The sequence below is a fragment of the Enterobacter sp. 296B2 genome, from assembly GCF_034106185.1.
In the GTDB taxonomy this organism is placed as follows: Bacteria; Pseudomonadota; Gammaproteobacteria; order Enterobacterales; family Enterobacteriaceae; genus Enterobacter; species Enterobacter cloacae_N.
In genome coordinates, this window is the sequence record NZ_JAWNCA010000014.1 from 72772 (window position 1) to 94641 (window position 21870).

At 56.1% G+C, this 21870-nt stretch carries 21 protein-coding genes; 11 read left to right on the plus strand and 10 right to left on the minus strand.

All coding sequences use genetic code 11. The features are described from left to right. Positions 1 to 23: 23 nt before the first annotated feature. The 7 genes from URZ40_RS12500 to mntR form a co-directional block, all read right to left on the minus strand. The gene (locus URZ40_RS12500; protein ID WP_320720622.1) at positions 24 to 1400 is read right to left on the minus strand and encodes a glycoside hydrolase family 1 protein; all 1377 of its coding nucleotides are present in this window, start codon (positions 1398 to 1400) and stop codon (positions 24 to 26) included. A gap of 150 nt (positions 1401 to 1550) precedes the next feature. Beyond that, positions 1551 to 2591: an aldo/keto reductase gene (locus URZ40_RS12505; protein ID WP_320720623.1), complete on the minus strand. Its 1041-nt coding sequence runs from the start codon at positions 2589 to 2591 to the stop codon at positions 1551 to 1553. A 102-nt stretch (positions 2592 to 2693) separates the two neighbouring features. Then, positions 2694 to 4217, minus strand: a complete 1524-nt coding sequence (locus URZ40_RS12510) for an efflux transporter outer membrane subunit (protein ID WP_320720624.1) — start codon at positions 4215 to 4217, stop codon at positions 2694 to 2696. Continuing rightward, complete coding sequence (locus URZ40_RS12515) at positions 4217 to 5788, minus strand: DHA2 family efflux MFS transporter permease subunit (protein ID WP_320720625.1); 1572 nt, start codon at positions 5786 to 5788, stop codon at positions 4217 to 4219. The genes URZ40_RS12510 and URZ40_RS12515 overlap by 1 nt, the downstream gene beginning before the upstream one ends. Further along, positions 5785 to 6879: an HlyD family secretion protein gene (locus URZ40_RS12520; RefSeq protein WP_116343395.1), complete on the minus strand. Its 1095-nt coding sequence runs from the start codon at positions 6877 to 6879 to the stop codon at positions 5785 to 5787. Before URZ40_RS12520 ends, URZ40_RS12515 begins: the two co-directional genes overlap by 4 nt. 101 nt (positions 6880 to 6980) lie before the next feature. Beyond that, positions 6981 to 8090 (minus strand): anion transporter, encoded by a 1110-nt coding sequence (locus URZ40_RS12525; RefSeq protein ID WP_116343394.1) that lies wholly within the window; start codon positions 8088 to 8090, stop codon positions 6981 to 6983. Beyond that, positions 8087 to 8560: a manganese-binding transcriptional regulator MntR gene (gene mntR, locus URZ40_RS12530; protein WP_023335001.1), complete on the minus strand. Its 474-nt coding sequence runs from the start codon at positions 8558 to 8560 to the stop codon at positions 8087 to 8089. The genes URZ40_RS12525 and mntR overlap by 4 nt, the downstream gene beginning before the upstream one ends. A gap of 183 nt (positions 8561 to 8743) precedes the next feature. On the opposite strand from mntR, the gene mntS reads away from it, so the two are divergent. Both mntS and URZ40_RS12540 read left to right on the plus strand, forming a co-directional pair. Beyond that, entirely contained in the window at positions 8744 to 8872 is a 129-nt protein-coding gene (gene mntS / locus URZ40_RS12535) for a manganase accumulation protein MntS (RefSeq protein WP_014831181.1), read from the plus strand. 269 nt (positions 8873 to 9141) lie between these two features. Next, positions 9142 to 10725, plus strand: a complete 1584-nt coding sequence (locus URZ40_RS12540; protein WP_116343393.1) for a phosphoethanolamine transferase — start codon at positions 9142 to 9144, stop codon at positions 10723 to 10725. A 125-nt stretch (positions 10726 to 10850) separates the two neighbouring features. Here URZ40_RS12540 and ompX read toward each other — a convergent pair whose 3' ends face one another. Next, positions 10851 to 11369, minus strand: coding sequence for an outer membrane protein OmpX (gene ompX, locus URZ40_RS12545; protein ID WP_014883110.1), 519 nt, complete (start codon positions 11367 to 11369; stop codon positions 10851 to 10853). A gap of 354 nt (positions 11370 to 11723) precedes the next feature. Between ompX and rhtA the strand changes: the two genes are divergently transcribed. The 6 genes from rhtA to ybiO all read left to right on the plus strand — a co-directional run bounded on the left by rhtA (position 11724) and on the right by ybiO (position 18319). Then, on the plus strand, positions 11724 to 12611 hold the full coding sequence (gene rhtA, locus URZ40_RS12550; protein WP_116343392.1) for a threonine/homoserine exporter RhtA: 888 nt from the start codon (positions 11724 to 11726) through the stop codon (positions 12609 to 12611). A 298-nt stretch (positions 12612 to 12909) separates the two neighbouring features. Beyond that, entirely contained in the window at positions 12910 to 13413 is a 504-nt protein-coding gene (dps, locus tag URZ40_RS12555) for a DNA starvation/stationary phase protection protein Dps (RefSeq protein WP_008501171.1), read from the plus strand. A gap of 361 nt (positions 13414 to 13774) precedes the next feature. Continuing rightward, complete coding sequence (gene glnH, locus URZ40_RS12560; RefSeq protein ID WP_014831177.1) at positions 13775 to 14518, plus strand: glutamine ABC transporter substrate-binding protein GlnH; 744 nt, start codon at positions 13775 to 13777, stop codon at positions 14516 to 14518. 84 nt (positions 14519 to 14602) lie between these two features. Then, a complete protein-coding gene (glnP, locus tag URZ40_RS12565) occupies positions 14603 to 15262 on the plus strand; it encodes a glutamine ABC transporter permease GlnP (RefSeq protein ID WP_003858462.1) in 660 nt (219 codons plus the stop codon). Next, on the plus strand, positions 15259 to 15981 hold the full coding sequence (gene glnQ, locus URZ40_RS12570) for a glutamine ABC transporter ATP-binding protein GlnQ (RefSeq protein ID WP_116343390.1): 723 nt from the start codon (positions 15259 to 15261) through the stop codon (positions 15979 to 15981). Before glnP ends, glnQ begins: the two co-directional genes overlap by 4 nt. A gap of 124 nt (positions 15982 to 16105) precedes the next feature. Beyond that, the gene (ybiO, locus tag URZ40_RS12575; protein WP_320720626.1) at positions 16106 to 18319 is read left to right on the plus strand and encodes a mechanosensitive channel protein; all 2214 of its coding nucleotides are present in this window, start codon (positions 16106 to 16108) and stop codon (positions 18317 to 18319) included. A gap of 43 nt (positions 18320 to 18362) precedes the next feature. On the opposite strand, the gene rlmF is transcribed toward ybiO, so the two are convergent. Beyond that, positions 18363 to 19274: a 23S rRNA (adenine(1618)-N(6))-methyltransferase RlmF gene (gene rlmF, locus URZ40_RS12580; protein ID WP_163330783.1), complete on the minus strand. Its 912-nt coding sequence runs from the start codon at positions 19272 to 19274 to the stop codon at positions 18363 to 18365. Between the two features lie 243 nt (positions 19275 to 19517). Between rlmF and mcbA the strand changes: the two genes are divergently transcribed. From mcbA to ybiJ, 3 genes are all read left to right on the plus strand, one after another. After that, complete coding sequence (mcbA, locus tag URZ40_RS12585; protein WP_163330782.1) at positions 19518 to 19784, plus strand: DUF1471 family periplasmic protein McbA; 267 nt, start codon at positions 19518 to 19520, stop codon at positions 19782 to 19784. Positions 19785 to 19905: 121 nt separating this feature from the next. Next, positions 19906 to 20172, plus strand: coding sequence for a DksA/TraR family C4-type zinc finger protein (locus tag URZ40_RS12590; RefSeq protein WP_116343387.1), 267 nt, complete (start codon positions 19906 to 19908; stop codon positions 20170 to 20172). A 286-nt stretch (positions 20173 to 20458) separates the two neighbouring features. After that, the gene (gene ybiJ, locus URZ40_RS12595) at positions 20459 to 20719 is read left to right on the plus strand and encodes a DUF1471 family protein YbiJ (RefSeq protein WP_014883102.1); all 261 of its coding nucleotides are present in this window, start codon (positions 20459 to 20461) and stop codon (positions 20717 to 20719) included. 114 nt (positions 20720 to 20833) lie between these two features. Here the strand turns inward: ybiJ and ybiB are convergent, their stop codons facing one another. Beyond that, positions 20834 to 21796 carry a DNA-binding protein YbiB gene (ybiB, locus tag URZ40_RS12600; RefSeq protein ID WP_320720627.1) on the minus strand — a complete coding sequence of 321 codons (963 nt, stop codon included), beginning with the start codon at positions 21794 to 21796 and terminating at the stop codon, positions 20834 to 20836. Positions 21797 to 21870 lie beyond the last annotated feature (74 nt).

Below are 21870 nucleotides of genomic sequence, written 5' to 3' on the forward strand. Positions count from 1 at the left end.
AAAACGGCCCGGCAGCGTACGGCTTACATCTCGCGTCCGTTGGTATGAATAACCTGTTTTAACCACGCGTAGCTTTTCTTCGGCACGCGTTTCAGGTCTTTCAGGTCGTGGTTTTCCCGGTTGACGTAGACCACGCCGTAGCGCTTACGCATGTCACCCTGGGAGCTGAGAATGTCGATTAAGCCCCAGCCGAGGTAACCGATCACCTCCGCCCCGTCCTCGAACATCGCCGCCTTCATCGCGTCGATATGTGCCCGGTGGTAGTCGATGCGGTAGGTGTCCTCAATCGGGTTCACGCCGTCCCAGGACTCAATCACCCCGATGCCGTTCTCGATCGGGAATACCGGCATCCGCCAGTCGTTAGCGTAGCGGGTGATGATGGTGCGAAAGCCCAGCGGATCGATCTGCCAGTTCCACTCGGTGGCCTTCAGGTACGGGTTGTTTTTCTCGCCGTGCAGGAGGTAATAGTTCACCGGCGTGCCTTCCGGGATCGCATCGCTGTCCAGCGTTTTGCTGGCGTAGTAGCTGAAGGCCATATAGTCGTTTCTGGTACGCGCGAGAAGTGCTAAATCCTCGGCGCGATAGATATCACCAAAACCCTCCTGCTCCACCACCGCCATCACCGCCGGGCTGTAGCCCTGCCCGGCAAAGACGCGCAGCAGGTTCTGGTTGAGGAACTCGTCGTACTGCTGGGCGCAGAAGATATCGCGCGGTTTGCAGGTGGCCGGGTAGATCAGCTGGTGCGCCAGCATGCCGCCCATCAGCTTGCCCGGTTTGGTCTGGTGCAGATACTCGGTCAGCGCCATGTGCGCCACCATGGTGTGATGCTGCAACTCGTAGAGCTCGCGCAAGGTTTTCTCGCCTTTCATGTAGCCGGAAATGCGGAAGGCTTCCGGCATATGGAAGATGTTCTGCTCGTTGAAGGTCAGCCAGTACTTCACCCGGTCGCCGAAGCAGTCGATCATCTTTTTGCCGTAGCGGATAAAGGCGTCCATCACGCGGCGGTCGTTGAAGCCGTTGTTCTCCTGCGCCAGCGCCAGCGGCATATCGAAGTGGTACAGGCAGATCATCGGCTCGATGCCGCGGGCGATCAGATCGTCAATAAAACGGTCGTAAAACGCGATGCCTTCGTCGTTGAACGCGCCGTCACCCTGCGGACACACGCGGCTCCAGGAGATCTGGAAGCGGTAGCAGTTCATGCCCAGATCCTGCATCAGGTCAAAATCTTCCCGGTAGCGATGGTACGAATCGGTCGCCACTTTCCAGTCGGAGATGTTTTCCCCGGCTTCGCGAATGTCGTACACCGACATGCCCTTCCCGCCCTCGTTCCAGGCCCCTTCCGTCTGCATGCTGGATACCGAGTTGCCCCATAAAAAATTGGCCGGCAGCGATTTGTTCATGCTCTCTCTCCCTATATGACTAGTCATTTAAATATTCATGACTAGTCATATAGTCGAAGATAAAATGGCGATCAAAGAGGAGGATCGTTTTTTGTGAGCGATGCGGAAAAAAAGCCCCGGTAAGCGAAGCGTCACCGGGGAAAAGGAAGGTTACTGCTGCGCGAGCTGGTTACGACGATATTCGCCCTGGCGCTCCAGCATCCAGCCCGGGTATTCGCGCGGCAGCGCGCTCACCGCATCAAGCTGCTTAAGCTCGTCTTCGCTTAAGCGGATCCCGGTCGCGGCGATGTTGTCGTCCAGCTGATCGACACGTTTCGCACCAATAATCACGCTGGTCACGGTTTTTTGATGCAGCAGCCACGCCAGAGCGATTTGCGCGACGGAGACGCCCTTGCTTTCGGCAATCGTGCGCATCACGTCCACGCAGTCGAAGGCGCGGTCTTTATTCACCGGCGGGAAGTCGAACTCCAGACGGCGGCCTCCGGTTTCGCTCGTCCCGTCGCGGCCATATTTTCCGCTCAGCAGGCCACCCGCCAGCGGGCTCCAGACCATCAGCCCGACGCCTTCGCTCTGCATCATCGGTACCAGCTCGCGCTCAAGATCGCGCCCGGCGATGGTGTAGTAGGCCTGCAATGACGCAAAACGCGCCAGCCCCAGACGCTCGGAAATCCCGAGCGCTTTGGCTATCTGCCACGCCGCCCAGTTCGAGACGCCGATGTAGCGCACGTGGCCGTGCTGCACCAGGTTATCCAGCGCATAGAGCGTCTCTTCAATCGGCGTTACGGGGTCAAAGCCGTGAAGCTGGTAGAGATCGATATGATCCAGCTGCAGGCGACGCAGACTCTCCTTCACGCTGCTGATGATGTGATAGCGCGAGCTGCCGCGCGAGTTCACCCCCGCGGTGCCCGTTTCGCCGAACACCTTGGTGGCAACCACCACATTCTCGCGCGGGACGTTGAGGTTTTTCAGCGCCTGCCCGAGGATCGCCTCCGAGCGCCCTTCCGAATAGACGTCGGCGGTATCGATAAAGTTGATACCCGCGTCCAGCGCGCGACCCACCAGCTGTTCGGCTTCGCTCTGCTGCAGCTGGCCAATTTTTCCCCACATGCCGCCTTCACCGCCGAAGGTCATGGTGCCGAGGCACAGTTCAGAAACAAACAGTCCGGTGTTGCCCAGTTTTTGATAACGCATAAGTTAATCCTCGCATGTCGATTGGGTACCCGATAGTTATACCCGCCCCTCAGTCATCGCGAATGTGGCGTTCCTGTCCGTTTCTTGCCCAATCCTCTGAATTTATCCGCGCGGAGCGTCACCAAAGACGCTGTAATCCGGGAGCTGCACCTGCTGATAGGGCTCCCAGCCGCCGCCGAGCGCCTTGTAGAGCGCCACCAGATCGAGCGCACTCTGCACCTGCGCCTGAGCGCGCTGCTGCTCGGCCTGCGCCAGCTGACGCTGGGCGTCCAGCACGTCAATAAAGCTGGCGATCCCCTGCCGGTAGCTGTCGCTCGCTAAATCAAAGGCGTTTTGCAGGGCGTCAATCGTTTTTGCGAGACCCGCTTCACGCTGCTGGTCGGTACGGTAACTTACCAGCGCGTTTTCGACATCCCCGAGCGCCGTCAGGACCGTCTGGCGATAATCCAGCACCGCCGCCGCCTGCTGCGCGCGCGCCACCTTGACGCTGGAGACCAACCGCCCGCCCTGGAAAATGGGAATGGAGACCTGCGGCCCAAAGCTGTAGAAGTGGCTGCTCCAGTCGGTCAGCCAGTTGCTTTCGCTGTTGCGCAGACCAAACTGCCCGGAGAGCGTAAAGCTCGGGAAAAGCTCCGCCACCGAGATGCCGATTTGCGCCGTCGCGGCGTGGAGGTTCGCCTCCGCTTCGCGCACGTCCGGACGGCGGCGCGCCAGCGTGGACGGAATACCCGTTTGCACGATATCCGGCAGCGCGGGCATTGGCTGCACGCTTTGCAGTTCCGCATCCAGCGCTCCCGGCGGCTTGCCGAGCAGGATCGCCAGGCCGTTCATCGCCTGGCGCTCCTGCGCCTGATACTGCGGTAGCTGCGCTTCGAGGTTGCCCAGCTGCGCCCGGGCGTTTTCCACATCCATCTGCGGCGACAGCCCGCCCCGCTGGCGGCTTTCGGTCAGATCCAACGTCTGCTGGGCGCTTTTAATCTGGGTATTCAGGGTGGCAATAATGCTCTGCGCCCCGCGCAGCTGTAGCCACGCGCGCGCCACTTCGGCTTCCAGCGACACCAGCGCGTCATTACGCTGCTCTATCGCCGCCTTCTGCTGAGCCTCCGCCGCCTCCACCTGACGGCGCACCTTGCCCCACAGATCGATTTCCCATTGGGCGTCGAAGCTGCCCTGGTAGAGGTTAATCGGCTGCGTCAGCGGCCCCAGCGCGCCTCTGAGTTCAGGATCGACATTATCCAGCTGGTCGTAAACGCCGTGGGATTTCAGCTCCCCTTCCAGCCCGAGCTGCTGGCGCGTCGCCTGCAGATTGCCGTTCACCGACGGGAAAAATGCCCCGCCCGCCTGGTTAATCTGTTCACGCGCCCCGGCGATGCGCAGCACCGTCTGCTGCAGCGTCAGGTTTCCGGCGATGGCGCGCTCAACCAGGCTGTCGAGCTGCGGCGAACCGAAGGTTTTCCACCAGCGGGGGTTGGTCGCGGCGGAGGTGGTTTGCGATTTCACCGCGCTGTCGCCCTTATCGTTCCAGTGCGTAACGGCGGGCGGCGCAGGCTGCTGGTAGTCCGGCCCGACGGCGCAGCCCACCAGCAGCATCACTATCATCAGGGGGTGTAAACGTCTGTGTATCATCAATGTGCTCCTGCACTCCCCTCGCTCTTAACCGGCGAGAGCAACAAACAAAACGGAATCAGTAACAAGGCCACCGCGCTCAGGATGGTGAAGACATCGATGTAGGCCAAAAAGCGCGATTGCTCGATCATCGTCTGGTACATCCTCCCGGTGGCTATTCCCGTAGGGTCACCCACCTGGGTGGTGAAGTTTTGAATAGCCTGCGCGCTCTCGCGAATCGCCAGCTGGAACTGCTCGTTAAACGGCGAGGCGTGGTACGCAAGGTGCGCGCTGTGCGCCTGCGCGCGCTCGGTGATGGCGGCCGTCGAGAGCGAAATCCCTATGGACCCCGCCACGTTGCGGAACATGGTAAACAGCGCCGCCGCATCGGCGTTGAGCCGTCTCGGTATAGAGATAAAGGCGATGGTGGTGAGCGGCACAAACAGGAACCCGAGACCTATCGACTGGGCGCTGCGGAACAGCACCAGCGTTTCGAAGTCGATATCCGGCGTCAGCGTGCGCGACCAGAAGAACGACACCGCCAGACAGGTAAAGCCAAAGGCAATAATCCAGCGCGTCTGTACCACCGGCATCAGCTTCAGCACCAGCGGGATGGTTAACACAATCAGCACCGCCCCGGGCGAGAGCACCAGCCCGGACCAGGTGGCGGTATAGCCCAGGTCCTGCTGCGCCAGCTGCGGGATCACCACCGAGCTGCCGTAGAGGATCATCGCCATCCCCGCCATCAGCAGGCTGGAGATCGCGAAGTTGCGGTCTTTCATGCAGTGCAGATCCACCACTGGCTTTTTGGCATACATCAGCCAGTAGATTGCGCCAATAATGCCGACCAGCGTCAGCACCGCGAAGGTGCGGATAAAGTTCGAATAGAACCAGTCGTCATCCTCGCCCCGGTCGAGCATCACCTGCAAACAACCGAGACCAAGGGCGATCAGGCCGATCCCTGTCCAGTCAATTGTCAGCTTATCTTTTGATTTACTCTCCCACGGCGGATCTTCCAGCAGCTGGTAGATCGCCAGCACCGTGACAATCCCCACCGGGATGTTGATAAAGAACACCCAGCGCCAGGAGTAGTTGTCGGTGATCCAGCCCCCCAGCGTCGGGCCGAGCACCGGCGCAACGATAATCGCGATCGAGGAAAGCCCGAACGCTTTGCCCCTGTCCTCCGGCTTGAAGTAGTCGAGCAGCACCGACTGCTGGGTGGGCTGTAGCCCGCCGCCAAAGAAGCCCTGCATCACGCGGAACAGGATAATTTGCCACAGCTCGGTGGCGATGCCGCACAGGAACGAGCAGATGGTAAACATCACGATGCAGATCAGGAAGAACTGCTTGCGGCCAAACAACCGGCTCAGGAACGCCGAGATGGGCAGCACGATGCCGTTCGCCACCAGGTAGCTGGTCAGCACCCAGGTGGATTCGTCATAGCTGGCCGAGAGCGACCCCGCAACGTGCGGCAGCGCGACATTGACGATGGTGGTGTCCAGAATTTCCATAAACACCGCCAGGGTGACGACAATCGCCACCGCCCACGGATTGCTGGCGGGCTTCCAGTTATCGTGGCTGTGATCCGTCATTCCACGGTAACCTTCGGTTCAACCGACAGCCCCAGCGGCAGCGGCTTGTTTGGATCAAGACCTTTATCAATGACGATTTTTACCGGCACGCGCTGAACAATCTTCACAAAGTTACCGGTGGCGTTTTCCGACGGGAAGGCGGAGAAGCGCGAACCGCTGCCCTGCTGGATGCTGTCGATATGGCCCTCAAGTTCCATATCCGGCCAGGCATCCACGGAGACGCTGACCTTATCGCCGGGCTTCATGCGCTCAAGCTGGGACTCTTTAAAGTTCGCCACCACCCACACGTTCGGGGAAACCAGCGAGAACAGCGCGGTGCCCGCCTGCACCAGCGTGCCGGGCTGCACGTTGCGTTTGGTGACAAAGCCGTCGAACGGAGCGCGGACTTCGGTGTAAGAGAGGTTCAGGTTGGCTGTTTCCAGCTGCGCTTTAGCTTGATCGACCTGACGCTCGCGGGCTTCGACGTTAGTCTCCTGCTGTCGAATTTGCAGCTGAACCTGCTCCGCCACTTCCAGCTGCGCCTGGGCGCTGGCCAGACCGGCCTGGGCGCTGCGCAGCTGAGCATTCGCGGAATCAATACTTTGCTGGGTGGTCGCACGCGGGTCGACGCCGCGCTGGCGACGGTACTCTGCCTGCGCGTTCGCCAGATCGGCCTGCGCTTTCAGCACCTGCGCTTTAGCTTCATCACGCTGGGCGGGATACTGCACTTTTGAGAGCGCCAGCTGCGCCTGGGCCTGATGGAGCTGCGCGATAGCCAGCCCAAGCTGCGCCTGAGCCTGATCGCGCTGCGCGGTGGTATCACGCGGATCGATGACTACCAGCAGGTCGCCCTTTTTCACACGCTGGTTATCGCGCACGCGCAGCTCGGTAACGTAGCCCGCCGTCTTGGGGGCAATCGTCACCACGTCGCCGTCGGTAAAGGCGTCGTCGGTCGTCTCTTCGTTACGGGTTAAAAACCACCAGACCAGCGCCACAACAACCATCACCACCACGACAATGCCGAGGATAATTAACGGTTTTTTGCCCGGGCGCTTACGCTCATTATTGTTTTTGTCCTGCTCGTCAGCAGGCGGGTTTTGATCTTCAGCCATAGTTCAGCAACGGTCCTGTCAGTGAGCGGCATCACACTATGCCGTTCACTAAAGCTAGGACGTTGCTATACGTTTGCCAGGAAAAACTGACAAATTGCGCACTATATGAGAAGGAATAGTCCGAAACCGATCGCCGCAGCCCAGAGCAGCATCGGAATCGACCAGAGATGGAAGCGCCACCAGATGCGGCGGTCGTTGGCCATGCGCAGGGCGATCAGGTTTGCCAGGGAGCCGGGCAGCAGCCCAAACCCGCCAATGTTAACCGCCCAGGCCAGCAGCGTGTCCGGCGGAACGTAGTTGAGCAGCAGAATGGTGGCAGGCACGTTGCTGATAAACTGCGACAGGCCAATCGCCGTCAGCCACAGCCCCGGCTGCGACAAGCCGCTGACGCTGTGCAGAACGTTTTGCAGTACCGGAAGCTGGATAAGAAGATGCACATCAATAAACATCGCCATAAAGACCAGCAGCAGCGTCCAGTCCACGCTCACCAGCACGCGCCGTGCCAGTACGACAAAGCCCGCAGCGACGAGCAGGACGCCCGCCAGCTCGTACTTCAGCTCCAGGGCGAACAGAAAGACGATATACAGCCCGAGGCAGCTCCAGACCAGCCGCGGCTGCCACTGCGGGCCCGTGGTCCCGCTATGGTATTGCAGCTTTTTATCCGGAAACGCGAACCAGCACACAGCCAACAGCGACAGCATCATCACCAGCGCCAGAGGCACCATCTGCCAGGTAAAGGCAGCGAACGACAGACCGGAACGACCCCAGAGGAGGATATTTTGCGGGTTGCCGATAGGGGTCAACAGAGAACCCGCGTTAACGGCGAGTGCTTCAAAGATGATCAAGCGGCTGACCGGGATCTCGCACAGCTTACGCAGCGTGAGCGTGAGGGGCACGATGATAAACAGCGCCACGTCGTTGGTCAGAAACGTTGACAGTACCGCGGCGGAGAACACCATAAACAGGGCCAGCCTGCGCTCGGTGGCAAAACGGCGCACCATTTTACGGCCCAGCACGTCAAAATAGCCGCTCAGCTCGACCCCTTTGGTCAGCATCATTAACCCGCTCAGGGTAATGATGGTGCGCCAGTCAATCGCCGCAGACCAGGCCTGTGGCGCAAACGGCACAAACAGGCTTAACGCTGCGCCAATAATTAATAAGAGATGGAAGAAACGATCGCGTGACAGGGCCTGCAGTCCAGGGATTTTCATTCAGCGGAGGGACCATATTTAAGGGTAAACTCACGAAACTTCACCAGCGTCTCTTCGCTAACGTGGTGTTCCATTCCTTCCGCATCCCGGCGGGCAATTTCCGGGCTGACGCCCAGTACCAGCAAAAAATTCTCGACAAGCTGGTGACGCTCGCGGCTCTCCTGCGCAAGCTTCTCCCCTTCCGGCGTCAGAAACACGCCGCGCCAGGGGATCATTTCAATAAGGCCCACCGAGGCCAGACGTTTTAACATTTTCGCGACCGTCGGCTGCGAAACCCCCAGCCTGGCGGCCATATCAACCTGACGCGCTTCCCCGACCTCGCGGATCAGATCGGAAATCAGCTCAACATAATCATCAATTAGTTCACGCCGGTGCGCCTCACGGACCTGGCGAAAACCTTCGACATGTTCTTCAACATTCACCAGTTGCGTCGTTTTCCTCATTGTTGGCTTACCTGCACGACGGTTCATTGTACTTCCTCAGTGGGGTGACGCTTCCAGCGCCCGGTATCGAGAGCGCACATTGTAAACCATAGCTCTGCAAGCACAAAAAATTAACGAAATAGCCATAGCTATACAATATAGCCTGTGCTATATCTGTATGTAATGCAGTCACCCTTCACGGATCGAAGGGATCAAAAATCAGGAGGTCTTATGAACGAATTCAAGAGGTGTATGACCGTGTTTACCCACTCTCCTTTTAAAGTGCGCTTAATGCTGTTGAACATGCTGTGCGATATGTTTAACAACAAACCGCATCAGGACGACAAACCTTCCCACTAAGCGGCGTTGCGGTACGCCGCTTCATTTTTCTGTCACATTTCCGCTGTAAACTGACCAATTCCCGATTATTTTTGCGGATTTGCAGCCCCCTTCGCAAAACATCTGTTTAGCAACTGTTGACCTTAATTCACGCTCGCACTATCTTCTTGCAGCCCTGCACAATTTGCGGCTCGCTGAAGCGGACCTCTCATTCCCTTTCCACGCACTGTCCGGCAGGCTTTGACCCTTGGCGCCAGGGTGAGCACATGGCGTTTTTGTGATAGTGACCTATGAATGTAACCCTGATAGATACCATCGTTACCCGCAGCCGGGCCTTAAGCCCGTGGACGGGATTTTACTTTTTGCAGTCGCTGCTGATTAACTTTGCGCTCGGCTATCCCTTCAGCCTGCTTTATGCGGTGGCTTTCACCTGTGTGCTCCACGTACTGTGGAGGAGTGCCCCGCGAGTGCAGAAAGCGTTTGTGGGGGTCTGTTCACTGGTTGCTGCTATGTATTTCCCGTTTGGTCAGGCCTACGGCTCGCCAAACTTTAATACCCTGCTGGCGCTGCACTCGACCAACATGGAAGAGTCGACGGAGATCCTGACGATCTTCCCGTGGTACAGCTACGTGGTAGGGTTATTCATCTTCGCGTTGGGCGTTATCGCCATCCGCCGTCGGTCGGGCGAGAAAAAATCCTGGGGTAAAATCGAAATACTCTGTCTGGTCTTCAGCCTTGCCGTGGCGTTCGTCGCCCCCATCCAGAATATTCCCTGGGACGGTAAGCTAAGGCTCATCAATATCGGCTATCCGGTTTTCCGCTTCGTTAAAGACGTCGTTGTCAACAATAAAGAGGTTCTCGACGAGCAGGCGCGCATGGCTGAACTTTCCAATATGAAAGACACCTGGAACGTGCTGGCGGTTAAGCCGAAATATCATACCTACGTGGTGGTGATTGGCGAGAGCGCACGTCGCGACGCACTGGGTGCCTTCGGCGGGCACTGGAATAACACGCCGTTTGCCAGCTCGGTCAACGGCACCCTGTTTACCGATTATGTTGCGGCCAGCGGCTCGACGCAGAAATCGCTTGGCCTGACGCTGAACCGCGTGGTGGATGGCAAACCTCAGTATCAGGATAATTTTGTTACGCTGGCCAACCGCGCCGGTTTTCAGACCTGGTGGTTCTCCAATCAGGGGCAAATTGGCGAATACGACACGGCCATCGCCAGTATTGCTAAGCGTGCTGACGAAGTGCAGTTCCTGAAGAGCGGCGACTTTGAAGCCGACAAAAACACCAAAGACGAGGCGCTGCTGAAGATGACGGCGCAGGTCTTTGCTACCCCGCGCACCCAGCCTCAGCTGATTGTTCTCCACCTGATGGGATCGCACCCGCAGGCCTGCGATCGCACTGGCGGGAAATACGCAGAGTTTGTGCAGTCAAAAGAGACCTCTTGTTATCTCTACACCATGACGCAAACTGACGATCTTCTCAGCAAGCTGTATGATCAGCTGCGCAACACGGGCGAAAGCTTCTCTGTGGTCTATTTCTCGGATCACGGGCTGGCGTTTAAAGAGCGTGGCAAAGAAGTCCAGTATCTGGCGCACGACGACCAGTTCCAGCAGAACTTCCAGGTGCCGTTTATGGTGCTGTCGAGTGATGATAAAACGCATCGCGTCATTAAAGCGCGGCGCTCGGCGAATGATTTCCTGCAGTTCTTCTCACAGTGGACGGGGATTAAGGCCAAAGAGATAAAAAATAGTTACCCGTTTATCTCCAACAAGAAAGCGCCCCCAGTGTACGTTACCAACTTCAAGTTACAGAAAGTTGACTACAACCATCTGGGTACGGATATTTTTGATATTAAGAGTAAGTAGTTTCTGCCGTCTCGTGCGGTCTGATGCCCTCACCCTGGCCCTCTCCCACAGGGCTGAGGGAAAAGGGAAAAGGCAAAAAAAAATCCGCCACATTGGGCGGATTTTTTATTTCATCACCGGAGTGATTAGAAGCGGTAACCTACGCCCGCGATCCAGGTGCCAACGTCAACGTTGCGGATACGGCTCTGCTCATAGGAGAAGTCCAGAGCCACGTCCTGGATTGGGTTGAACTGCAGGCCTGCGCCATAGGAGAAGCCGTAGTCGCTGGTGCTTGCAGTGCGGTTCAGACCCTGGTTTTCGGTCTGCTGGAATTTACCGTAGCCAACACCTACAACACCGTAGATGCTTGCCCAGTCGTTCAGACGGTAAGCTGGACCAGCGGTGATACCGTAGTACTGGCCTTTGTTGTATGCGCCGTTTTCAGTACGATCTTTCTCGGTGTAGGTGAAAGAACCGATCACGCCCAGCGGGTTGTTATCCTGCTCGTAACGATACTTCAGGTTGAAACCGTTGGTTTTGTTCATCACGCCCTGCATATCGCTCTGAGCGTAACCACCGGTTACAGTAGAAGTAGCAGCTACAGCGGTACCTGCGGAAACAGCCAGTACAGCGGCCAGTGCTGAAAGACATGCAATTTTTTTCATAACCACCTCAAATGTGCTTCAAGTAAGTCCGTAAGTTTTAAATATATCAAAAAAATTTGCGAAACTCTTTGTGATTCGTGATGTCTAATGAGGCCTTTCCTGTAACAGAACGTTTCCAACATCAGCTAACTCTTTCAAATCACATGCGATTTTTCCTACTAAACGCCCATATTGCGCGTCTGCGCCGTTACATTCATCCAGATTATTCCTAATCTTTCAGGCGATAAATCCACCAGCGCTTAACCATTTTACGGATTTCACGGGCTTTTTTTTCAACAGAGTCTCAACCGTAGCTGTATATTTCCTTTACACTGCAACCTTTACTCCATTTGACATTAGCTGACAGGAGAAAGGATGCCTGGGTTATCCCGCACGTCGTCGGTCTGGTTGCCGGTAGCCGTCATACTCATTGCCATGTTGTCTATCCAAAGCGGTGCCTCGCTGGCAAAATCGCTTTTTCCTCTGGTGGGTGCCCCCGGGGTGACGGCCCTGCGTATCGTGCTGGGCACGGCGATACTGGTGGTCATTTTCAAACCCTGGCGTCTGCGCTTCAAAAAAGAGCAGCGTCTCCCCCTGCTTTTTTATGGTCTCTCCCTCGGGGCAATGAACTATATGTTCTACCTCTCCATCCAGACCATTCCGCTCGGGATCGCCGTCGCGCTGGAGTTTACCGGCCCGCTGGCGGTGGCGCTTTTCTCCTCCCGTCGTCCGGTGGATTTTATCTGGGTCGTGCTGGCCGTTCTGGGCTTATGGTTCCTGCTGCCGCTCGGCCAGAATGTCTCTGAGATTGATCTCACGGGCGCAGCGCTGGCTCTGGGAGCAGGGGCCTGCTGGGCTGTCTATATCCTCACCGGGCAGCGCGCGGGTGAAGAACATGGCCCGGCAACGGTTGCCCTGGGTTCCGTGATTGCGGCTATCGTTTTTGTGCCGATCGGTATGGCGCAGGCCACGGAGTCTATCTGGCAATGGTCAGTCATGCCCATCGGGCTGGCGGTCGCTGTTCTTTCAACGGCTCTCCCCTATTCTCTGGAGATGATCGCCCTGACGCGTCTGCCGACGCGCATATTTGGCACCCTGATGAGCATGGAGCCCGCCCTTGCGGCGATCTCCGGGATGGTGTTCCTGGGCGAAACGCTGACGTTTACCCAGACGCTGGCGCTCTGCTCAATTATCGCGGCGTCAATGGGTTCAACGCTCACCATGCGCCCGGAGCCCAAAGTAGAGAAAATCGACATCAGCTAATGCCATATATTCTGCATGGCTTCACGGCCATGCAGAATAAAGGCCAGAAATTCATACGTTATAATTTCTTACATACCTGGTCATATTATCGAAATATCCTTTCCCACCTGTTCCCTTCCGGTGAATTAAGATTGATCTGTATCAATTTCAAAATTACCCATTCATTTCAAGCAATTAAATTATCAAACTCCTTCTTACTATTAAACCGATAGGCACAGCCAGACCGCAGAGAAAAAATCCGGTGCTATACTTAGTTCCGTAATTACCTGGGACATAAACATCAAGAGGATATGAGATTATGAGTACCGCTAAACTGGTGAAAACGAAAGCGTCTAATCTGCTTTATACCCGTAACGATGTATCGGATAGCGACAAAAAGGCGACCATTGAGTTGCTGAATCGCCAGGTGATCCAGTTCATCGATCTTTCGCTGATCACCAAACAGGCCCACTGGAATATGCGCGGTGCAAACTTTATTGCCGTTCATGAAATGCTGGATGGCTTCCGCACAGCACTGGTGACACACCTCGATACGATGGCTGAACGTGCCGTACAGCTGGGTGGTGTCGCGCTTGGGACCACGCAGGTGATCAACAGCAAAACGCCACTGAAAAGCTACCCGCTGGATATTCATACCGTTCAGGATCACCTGAAAGAGCTGGCGGACCGCTACGCGATTGTGGCCAATGACGTGCGCAAAGCGATTAGCGAAGCCAAAGATGAAGATACCGCAGACATCTTCACCGCCGCGTCCCGCGACCTGGATCAGTTCCTGTGGTTTATCGAATCTAACATCGAATAATTCATACGACTTTTCTATCAAACCCTCGCCTCTGGTGAGGGTTTTGCACATCTATGGTGCACAGTTTTTGCCTGATACGGTGCAAAAGTGAAGAAATTGTAATAATCACCTCACACAACCGTTAATGGAAGATTGTTTTTTCGTCAGAATTTACGCTAAATATCTCCCCGTCAGTTGACCCAAACGAAGTGCACCAAAACGGTGCTCCATCCTGGTGCAACACGACATCATTGCCACGTTTTTTGTGCAATGCATGACTCCATCCCCTTTGCAAAACAACAGCTTGAAAAGTTGGCACGATTTTTTCATTGTGCCAGTCGTTCTCGCAGGGGATCGCCCCGTGGATATAAAAGGAAATGCTATGAAGTCTGTATTAAAAGTTTCACTGGCTGCACTTACCCTGGCTTTTGCGGTGTCCTCTCAGGCTGCCGACAAACTGGTTGTGGCGACCGACACGGCGTTCGTTCCGTTTGAATTTAAGCAGGGTGATAAATACGTTGGTTTTGATGTTGATCTGTGGGCCGCTATCGCCAAAGAACTCAAACTGGACTACACCCTGAAGCCAATGGACTTCAGCGGCATCATCCCGGCACTGCAAACCAAAAACGTCGATCTGGCGCTGGCGGGTATCACCATTACCGAAGAACGTAAAAAAGCGATCGACTTCTCTGACGGCTACTACAAGAGCGGCCTGCTGGTGATGGTCAAAGCCGATAATAACGACGTTAAAAGCGTGAAAGACCTCGACGGCAAAGTGGTCGCGGTGAAGAGCGGTACCGGTTCTGTGGATTACGCGAAAGCGAACATTAAAACCAAAGACCTGCGTCAGTTCCCGAACATCGACAACGCGTACATGGAACTCGGCACCAACCGTGCTGACGCTGTTCTGCACGATACGCCAAACATCCTGTATTTCATCAAAACGGCAGGTAACGGCAAGTTCAAAGCCGTGGGCGACTCTCTGGAAGCTCAGCAGTACGGTATCGCGTTCCCGAAAGGCAGCGACGATCTGCGCACGAAAGTTAACGGCGCGCTGAAAACGCTGAAAGAGAACGGCACCTACAACGAGATCTACAAAAAATGGTTCGGTACCGAGCCTAAATAATAAGACGTAAAAACGACGTTCACTCAGGGGCGGCCTTTCGCCCCTGCTATTTTTGAAACACGGTAACAGTAACAGGAAATTATCATGCAGTTTGACTGGAGCGCCATCTGGCCTGCCATTCCACTCTTGCTTGAAGGCGCTAAAATGACCCTGTGGATTTCGGTCCTCGGTCTGGTTGGCGGGTTGATTATCGGTCTTGTCGCCGGTTTCGCCCGCACCTACGGTGGCTGGATTGCAAACCACATCGCGCTGGTTTTCATCGAAGTGATCCGCGGCACGCCTATTGTTGTGCAGGTCATGTTCATCTACTTCGCCTTGCCCATGGCGTTCACCGACCTGCGCATCGACCCGTTCAGCGCAGCCGTCGTGACCATTATGATCAACTCAGGCGCCTACATTGCGGAAATCACCCGCGGTGCGGTTCTGTCGATTCATAAAGGTTTCAGTGAAGCGGGTCTGGCGTTAGGTCTTTCTCGTCGCGAAACGATCCGCCACGTTATTCTCCCATTGGCGCTGCGCCGCATGCTGCCACCGCTGGGTAACCAGTGGATCATCAGTATTAAAGATACGTCGCTGTTCATCGTTATCGGCGTCGCCGAACTGACCCGTCAGGGCCAGGAAATTATTGCGGGCAACTTCCGCGCGCTGGAAATCTGGAGTGCGGTCGCCGTTGTCTACCTGATCATTACGCTGGTTCTGAGCTTCGTTCTGCGTCGTCTTGAAAGAAGGATGAAAATCCTGTGATTGAATTTAAAAACGTTTCCAAGCACTTTGGCCCAACCCAGGTGCTGCACAATATCGATCTGAACATCAAGCAGGGTGAAGTGGTGGTGATTATCGGGCCATCCGGCTCCGGTAAATCCACCCTGCTGCGCTGCATTAACAAGCTGGAAGAGATCACCAGCGGCGATCTGATCGTTGACGGTCTGAAGGTGAACGACCCGAAAGTGGACGAGCGTCTGATTCGCCAGGAAGCGGGCATGGTGTTCCAGCAGTTCTACCTGTTCCCGCACCTGACGGCGCTGGAAAACGTAATGTTTGGCCCACTGCGCGTGCGCGGTGCCAACAAAGCGGCAGCGGAAGCGCTGGCAAAAGATCTGCTGGCGAAGGTTGGCCTGGCGGAGCGTGCGCACCACTACCCTTCCGAGCTTTCCGGCGGCCAGCAGCAGCGCGTGGCAATTGCGCGCGCGCTGGCGGTGAAACCGAAGATGATGCTGTTTGATGAGCCGACGTCCGCACTCGACCCGGAGTTGCGCCACGAGGTGCTGAAAGTCATGCAGGATCTGGCGGAAGAAGGGATGACCATGGTTATCGTGACCCACGAAATCGGCTTTGCTGAGAAAGTGGCCTCCCGTCTGATCTTCATCGATAAAGGCCGTATCGCGGAAGACGGTAACCCGCAGGCGCTGATCGCGAATCCGCCGAGCCAGCGTTTACAGGAGTTCCTGCAGCACGTCTCCTGATCCCTCGCTTTACGCCAAGCCGGGCTTGCCCGGCTTTTTTACGCCAGATTGTTCCCAAAAACGCCCCTCCTCCCCTCGCCCTCTATACTTATCATTTTGCACGATATTTTTGTCGGAGGACGCCGTGCCCTGGATCCTGCTGCTGTTAATAAGCCTGTTTAATGCGCCATCGCTCGCCGTGGCGATACCCGGTGTCAACACCGGAGCAACCGCGTCCCAGCAAGGTTCTCCTCCTCCGGAACCGGATGCTGAACAAAAAAAAGCGGCTTACAGCGCGCTTGCCGACGTTCTTGAAAACGACGCCTCCCGAAAGGAGCTCATCGAGCAGCTGCGCAAAGCCGCCGCCGCGCCGCCGCAGGAAACCGTCCCGACCCTCACCCCGCCGCAGGTGGAGGAACAAAAAACGGTGCTGGAAAACGTCACCGACGTGAGCCGCCGTTACGGTGAAGCGCTTTCCGCGCGCTTTGCCCAGCTCTACCGCAACCTGATGGGATCCCAGCACAAGGCGTTTAACCCGCAAACCTTTACCGCCGCCGCCACCCAGTTTTTGATGCTGGCCGCGGCCGTGTTTATTTTTTACTGGCTGGTGCGCCTGTGCGCCTGGCCGCTGTACCGCAGGATGGGCCACTGGGGGCGAAAAAAGAACCAGCATAAAAACAGCTGGCTGCACCTCCCCGCTATGGTTGCCGGGGCGTTTATCATCGATTTACTGCTGCTGGCATTAACGCTGTTTGTCGGTCAGGTGCTGGCGGATCGCCTAAATACAGGCAACAAAACCATTGCCTTCCAGCAGGCGCTCTTCCTGAACGCGTTTGCGCTCATCGAATTTTTTAAAGCGGTGCTGCGCGTCATCTTTTGCCCGCGCGTGCCTGAGCTTCGCCCTTTCAATATCAGCGACGACAGCGCGAAATACTGGGCCGTGCGGCTAAGCGTGCTCAGCGGCCTGATAGGCTACGGCCTGCTGGTTGCCGTGCCGATTATCTCCAACCAGGTTAACGTGCAGTTTGGCGCGCTGGCGAACGTGCTGATCATGCTCTGTATAACCGTCTGGTCTCTGTACCTTATCTTTCACAATAAAAAGGCGATCACCGAGAGTCTGCTGCACCTGGCCGACCGTTCCCTCTCGTTTTTCAGCCTGTTTATTCGCGCCTTCGCGCTGGTGTGGCACTGGCTGGCAAGCGCGTACTTTATTGTGCTGTGCTTCTTCTCGCTGTTCGACCCGGGAAACAGCCTGAAATTTATGATAGGGGCAACGTTCAAAAGCCTGGCGATTATCGGCATCGCGGCATTTGTGTCCGGGCTGCTGTCCCGCTGGATCTCGAAAACCATCACCCTGTCGCCGCAGGTACAGCGTAATTACCCGGAACTGCAAAAACGGGTGAACGGCTGGATGTCGGTCTCGCTCAAGGTGGCGCGCATTCTGACCGTCTGTGTGGCGATCATGCTGCTGCTGAACGCGTGGAGCCTGTTTGATTTCTGGAACTGGCTTCATAACGGCGCAGGCGAGAAGACCGTCGATATTTTAATTCGTATTGCGTTGATATTATTTTTCTCCGCCGTCGGCTGGACGCTGCTGGCAAGCCTTATCGAGAACCGTCTGGTCTCCGATATTCACGGCAGACCGCTCCCCAGCGCCCGCGCGCGGACGCTGTTGACCCTGTTCCGTAATGCGCTGGCGGTGATCATCAGCACCATCACCATCATGATCGTGCTGTCGGAAATCGGCGTGAATATCGCCCCGCTACTGGCAGGTGCCGGCGCGCTGGGGCTGGCGATCTCTTTCGGTTCGCAAACGCTGGTGAAGGATATTATTACCGGCATCTTTATCCAGTTTGAGAACGGGATGAACACGGGCGATCTGGTGACCATCGGGCCGTTGACCGGCACCGTTGAGCGCATGTCGATTCGCTCGGTAGGCGTGCGTCAGGATACCGGGGCGTACCACATCATTCCGTGGTCATCGATCACCACCTTCGCCAACTTTGTGCGCGGCATTGGCTCCGTTGTGGCGAACTACGACGTGGATCGTCACGAGGATGCGGATAAAGCGAAGCAGGCGCTGCGGGATGCGGTGGAAGAGCTGATGCAGATGGAGGATATTCGCGGGCTGGTGATTGGCGAGCCGTCATTTGCTGGCATCGTCGGGCTGACGAACACGGCATTTACCCTTCGCGTGTCGTTCACCACCCAGCCGCTGAAGCAGTGGACGGTGCGCTTTGCCCTCGACAGCATGGTGAAGAAGCACTTCGATCTGGCGAACGTGAGAACGCCGGTGCAGACGTATCAGGTATTGTCGCCGCCCGCCTCGCCGCTCCCTCCGCAGGAGCCGACGCTGTAACCCTATTGCCCGGTAGCGCTGCGCTTACCGGGCCTGTGGGTACTTACTTCCGACGTTTGTTATCGTCCATAAATGACCAGGCGATAAAGCGGCTCTGCTTCTGGCCCTGCGCCATCTCTTTTTTCACCACTTTTACGGCGCCCGCTTCGGTCAGCGCGCGGTAGAGCGGCGGCAGGTTATCCCCTCGGGAAACCAGCGTCGTGAACCACTTCACCTGACGGCCAAACTGTTTGCTTTCCGCAATCATGCGCAGGATAAACGCAACTTCACCGCCCTCGCACCACAGCTCCTGCTGCTGACCGCCGAAGTTCAGCGCGGCGTCTTCCGCCTGACCGAGGTTGCGGCGTTTACGCTCGCTGCCCGCGCGGGCCGCTGCCGCCGAATCATGAAACGGCGGGTTGCACATTGTGGCGTCATAGCTTTCATTTTTGTGAATAATGCCGTTGAAGATAGCTGCAGCATCTTTCTGACGACGCAGACGAATAGCGCGGCTCAGGCCGGAATTGGCGCTGACGATCGCCTGCGCGCTGGCAAAGGCCTCGGCCCCGATTTCGCTCCCGGTAAAGCGCCAGTGATACTCATGCACGCCAATCAGCGGGTAAATCAGGTTTGCCCCGGTACCAATATCCAGGATGGAAGCCTGCTGCGGGATCGCGCCGTCACGGTCTTCGGCGAGAAGATCGGCAAGGTGATGAACGTAATCAGCGCGGCCCGGAACGGGAGGACAGAGAAAGCCTTCCGGGATATCCCAGTGCGCCACACCGTAAAAATGCGCCAGCAGCGCTTTGTTCAGCGTTTTCACCGCCTGCGGGTCGGCAAAGTTGACAGACGGCTCACCCGCTGGGGTCTGGACAATGTAGTCCTGCAGCGCAGGGCAGCTTTGGCACAGGGCGTTCATGTCGTAGCGACTGCGGTGGCGGTTTCGTGGGTGCAATCCCGGCTTTTGGGAAGTCATGGCATTCTCCTTTAAACAGCGGCGTAAGATACCCTGTGCTGGCCCAACGGTAAATCTTTCTCTGCGGCGCTTAAAAAAACACCGTAAATCAAACACCTCTACGTCTATGATCTGTCAGTGAATTGTCAGCTTTTATCGTTCAAAAAATAAGCAGATCATCATCAAATATTTGCGCTAAGTCACACTCGTCAGGCTTCTAAACTTAGAGGGAATCACCTGTTGTTTCCTCATGAGGATGTGATTATGAAAAAGTACCTGACCCTTGCTGTTATCGCCGGCGTCCTGGCGACCGCTTCATTTTCTGCAATGGCCGTCCAGTCGCTGACCGAGAGTAACGATACCAGCCAGCTGCGTCCGGCGGGCACCGTCTCGGTAAGCCGCGCAAGTAATCTGGACGATCTGCAAAATAAACTGGCCGAGAAAGCCCGCCAGGAAGGTGCCAAAGGCTTCGTGGTTAACTCCGCAGGCGGAGATAACCATATGTACGGCACTGCGACCATCTATAAATAATTTCCCTCTCTATAAAACTGCATCTGCCTGCCGGATGCAGTTCGCTTCCCCCTTCACCTTGATTGTTCATTTTTTAACCCCATATTCAAAGCAGGGTATAAACCAATTTCAGGAGGATGCTATGGCTTCCGGCTGGGCGAATGACGACGCCGTTAACGAACAGATCAACAGTACGATTGAAGATGCAGTTGCGCGCGCTCGCGGTGAGATTCCGCGCGGTGAAAGTTTAAAGGAGTGCGAAGAGTGCGGAGAGCCGATTCCGGAGGCGCGGCGTAAAGCCATCCCCGGCGTAAGGTTATGCATCACCTGCCAGCAGGATAAAGATTCAAAAAATGCTTCACATCCAGGTTATAATCGCAGAGGATCGAAAGACAGCCAGCTACGTTGACTTTCCTTTACCTAAGTTAACCGCGAGGGAACCTACCTTTACGCTCACGAAATTTAGCGAACCGCGTAGCAAAATGTGCCCTTCACCTCTCTTCTGTAAAGCGCACCAACAAGAAGTGTAAAGCGCAACTTCGATTTAATTAATAATCAATAAGTTATTTGTCATTCAATTTTTTTGATTGAACACGTCAATTCTCTTCGATTTTATCTCACCGAAAAAAACGTGATACTTATCACATCGACGGAACATCGTCCCCTTAACAGAAAACACCTGCGAGAGATTAATTATGAAAACCATTAAATATGCTGTAGCTGCTGTTGCCCTGTCCGCTCTGTCTTTTGGCGCATTCGCCGTAGAGCCAGTTTCATCCACTCAGGCTCAGAGCATGAATAAAATCGGTGTGGTGAGTGCAGAAGGCGCAACCACGCTGGACGGTCTGGAAGCCAAGCTGGCCGAGAAAGCGGCGGCTGCCGGTGCAAGCGGATATACCATCACCTCCGCTAACACCAATAACAAACTGAGCGGTACTGCGGTTATCTACAAATAATCGCCTGAATGAATGCTGTACCCTCGCCAAACCCTCTGGTGAGCTGCTCCAACCCTCATTGACCCTGTTGTTACCCTTGTTTGCCCGTCCGCCACTGGACGGGCTTTTTTTTGCCTAAAACGCCGCTTCAACGCGTTTCAGACCGGCCTCGACCGTGTCAGCTTCCCCGGTTGCCAGCAGGCAGCAGGCCATCTGCAGCTTAATAGCATGCGGCACAGGCACATTTCCGGCAAGGCACTGTTCAATCCAGCGCGCGGTGGTGAGCGGATCTTTCGCCTCGGGGAGAATGACTCCCGTATTCTCTTCCCCACGCTCCAGAATCGCACGCGTACCGGCAGAATCGATCAGCATCAGCTGAGGGCAGCGCAGTGGATTGGCATAAACTTCACCTTCCGTGCCGTGCATCAGCAGCGCCCTGCCGCCAATCTCCTCAAAAAATGTCCCAACACGCCCCACGTATTCCGGGTGTGAGACGCTGGAAAGGCGCAATGCGGCGTCTTCAGCAAACGGCGTCGCCAGCTTCGCCAGGGTATGCGCGCTGTTACGCACGCCCATTCGCCAGCGCATATCAAGCTGCTTTTCCAGCGGCGGACACAGAGCACCAACGGGGATGTAAACCGGTTCATGACCCTCCAGCTTTGCCTGCGCCTGGCCCGCATGACGCGTGGGTTCAATCCCCAGCATGCCAAAAATGGTCTCCGTCAGCACGCGCGTCGGATCTTCGCTGACCCCGTGTACCACCACCGGGAACCCCAGCTTATGTAATAAGATCGCCAGCAGCGGGGTCAGGTTTGCCTGCTTGCGCGCGCCGTTATAGCTGGGGATTACGATCGGCATCGGTTTTGCCACCGGCGGCGTTAAGCGCAGCGTTTGCGCCTGCATCGCCTCGTAAAAGCCGCGCATCTCCGCTTCGCCCTCGCCTTTAATACGTAGCGCAATCAGGATGCCGCCCATTTCCAGGTCCGGTACCTCTCCATTGAGCATACGGGTATACAGGGCGCGAGCGGTCTCATGGTCCAGATCGCGGGCGTGGTTTTTGCCCCGGCCTACCTCTTTGATAATCTTGCGATAATCCACGACATCTCTCCTGAAAATATCATCTTGTTAACAATATAGCCCCGTTGAACGTCTGGACGTTAGTTTTTTTCGAC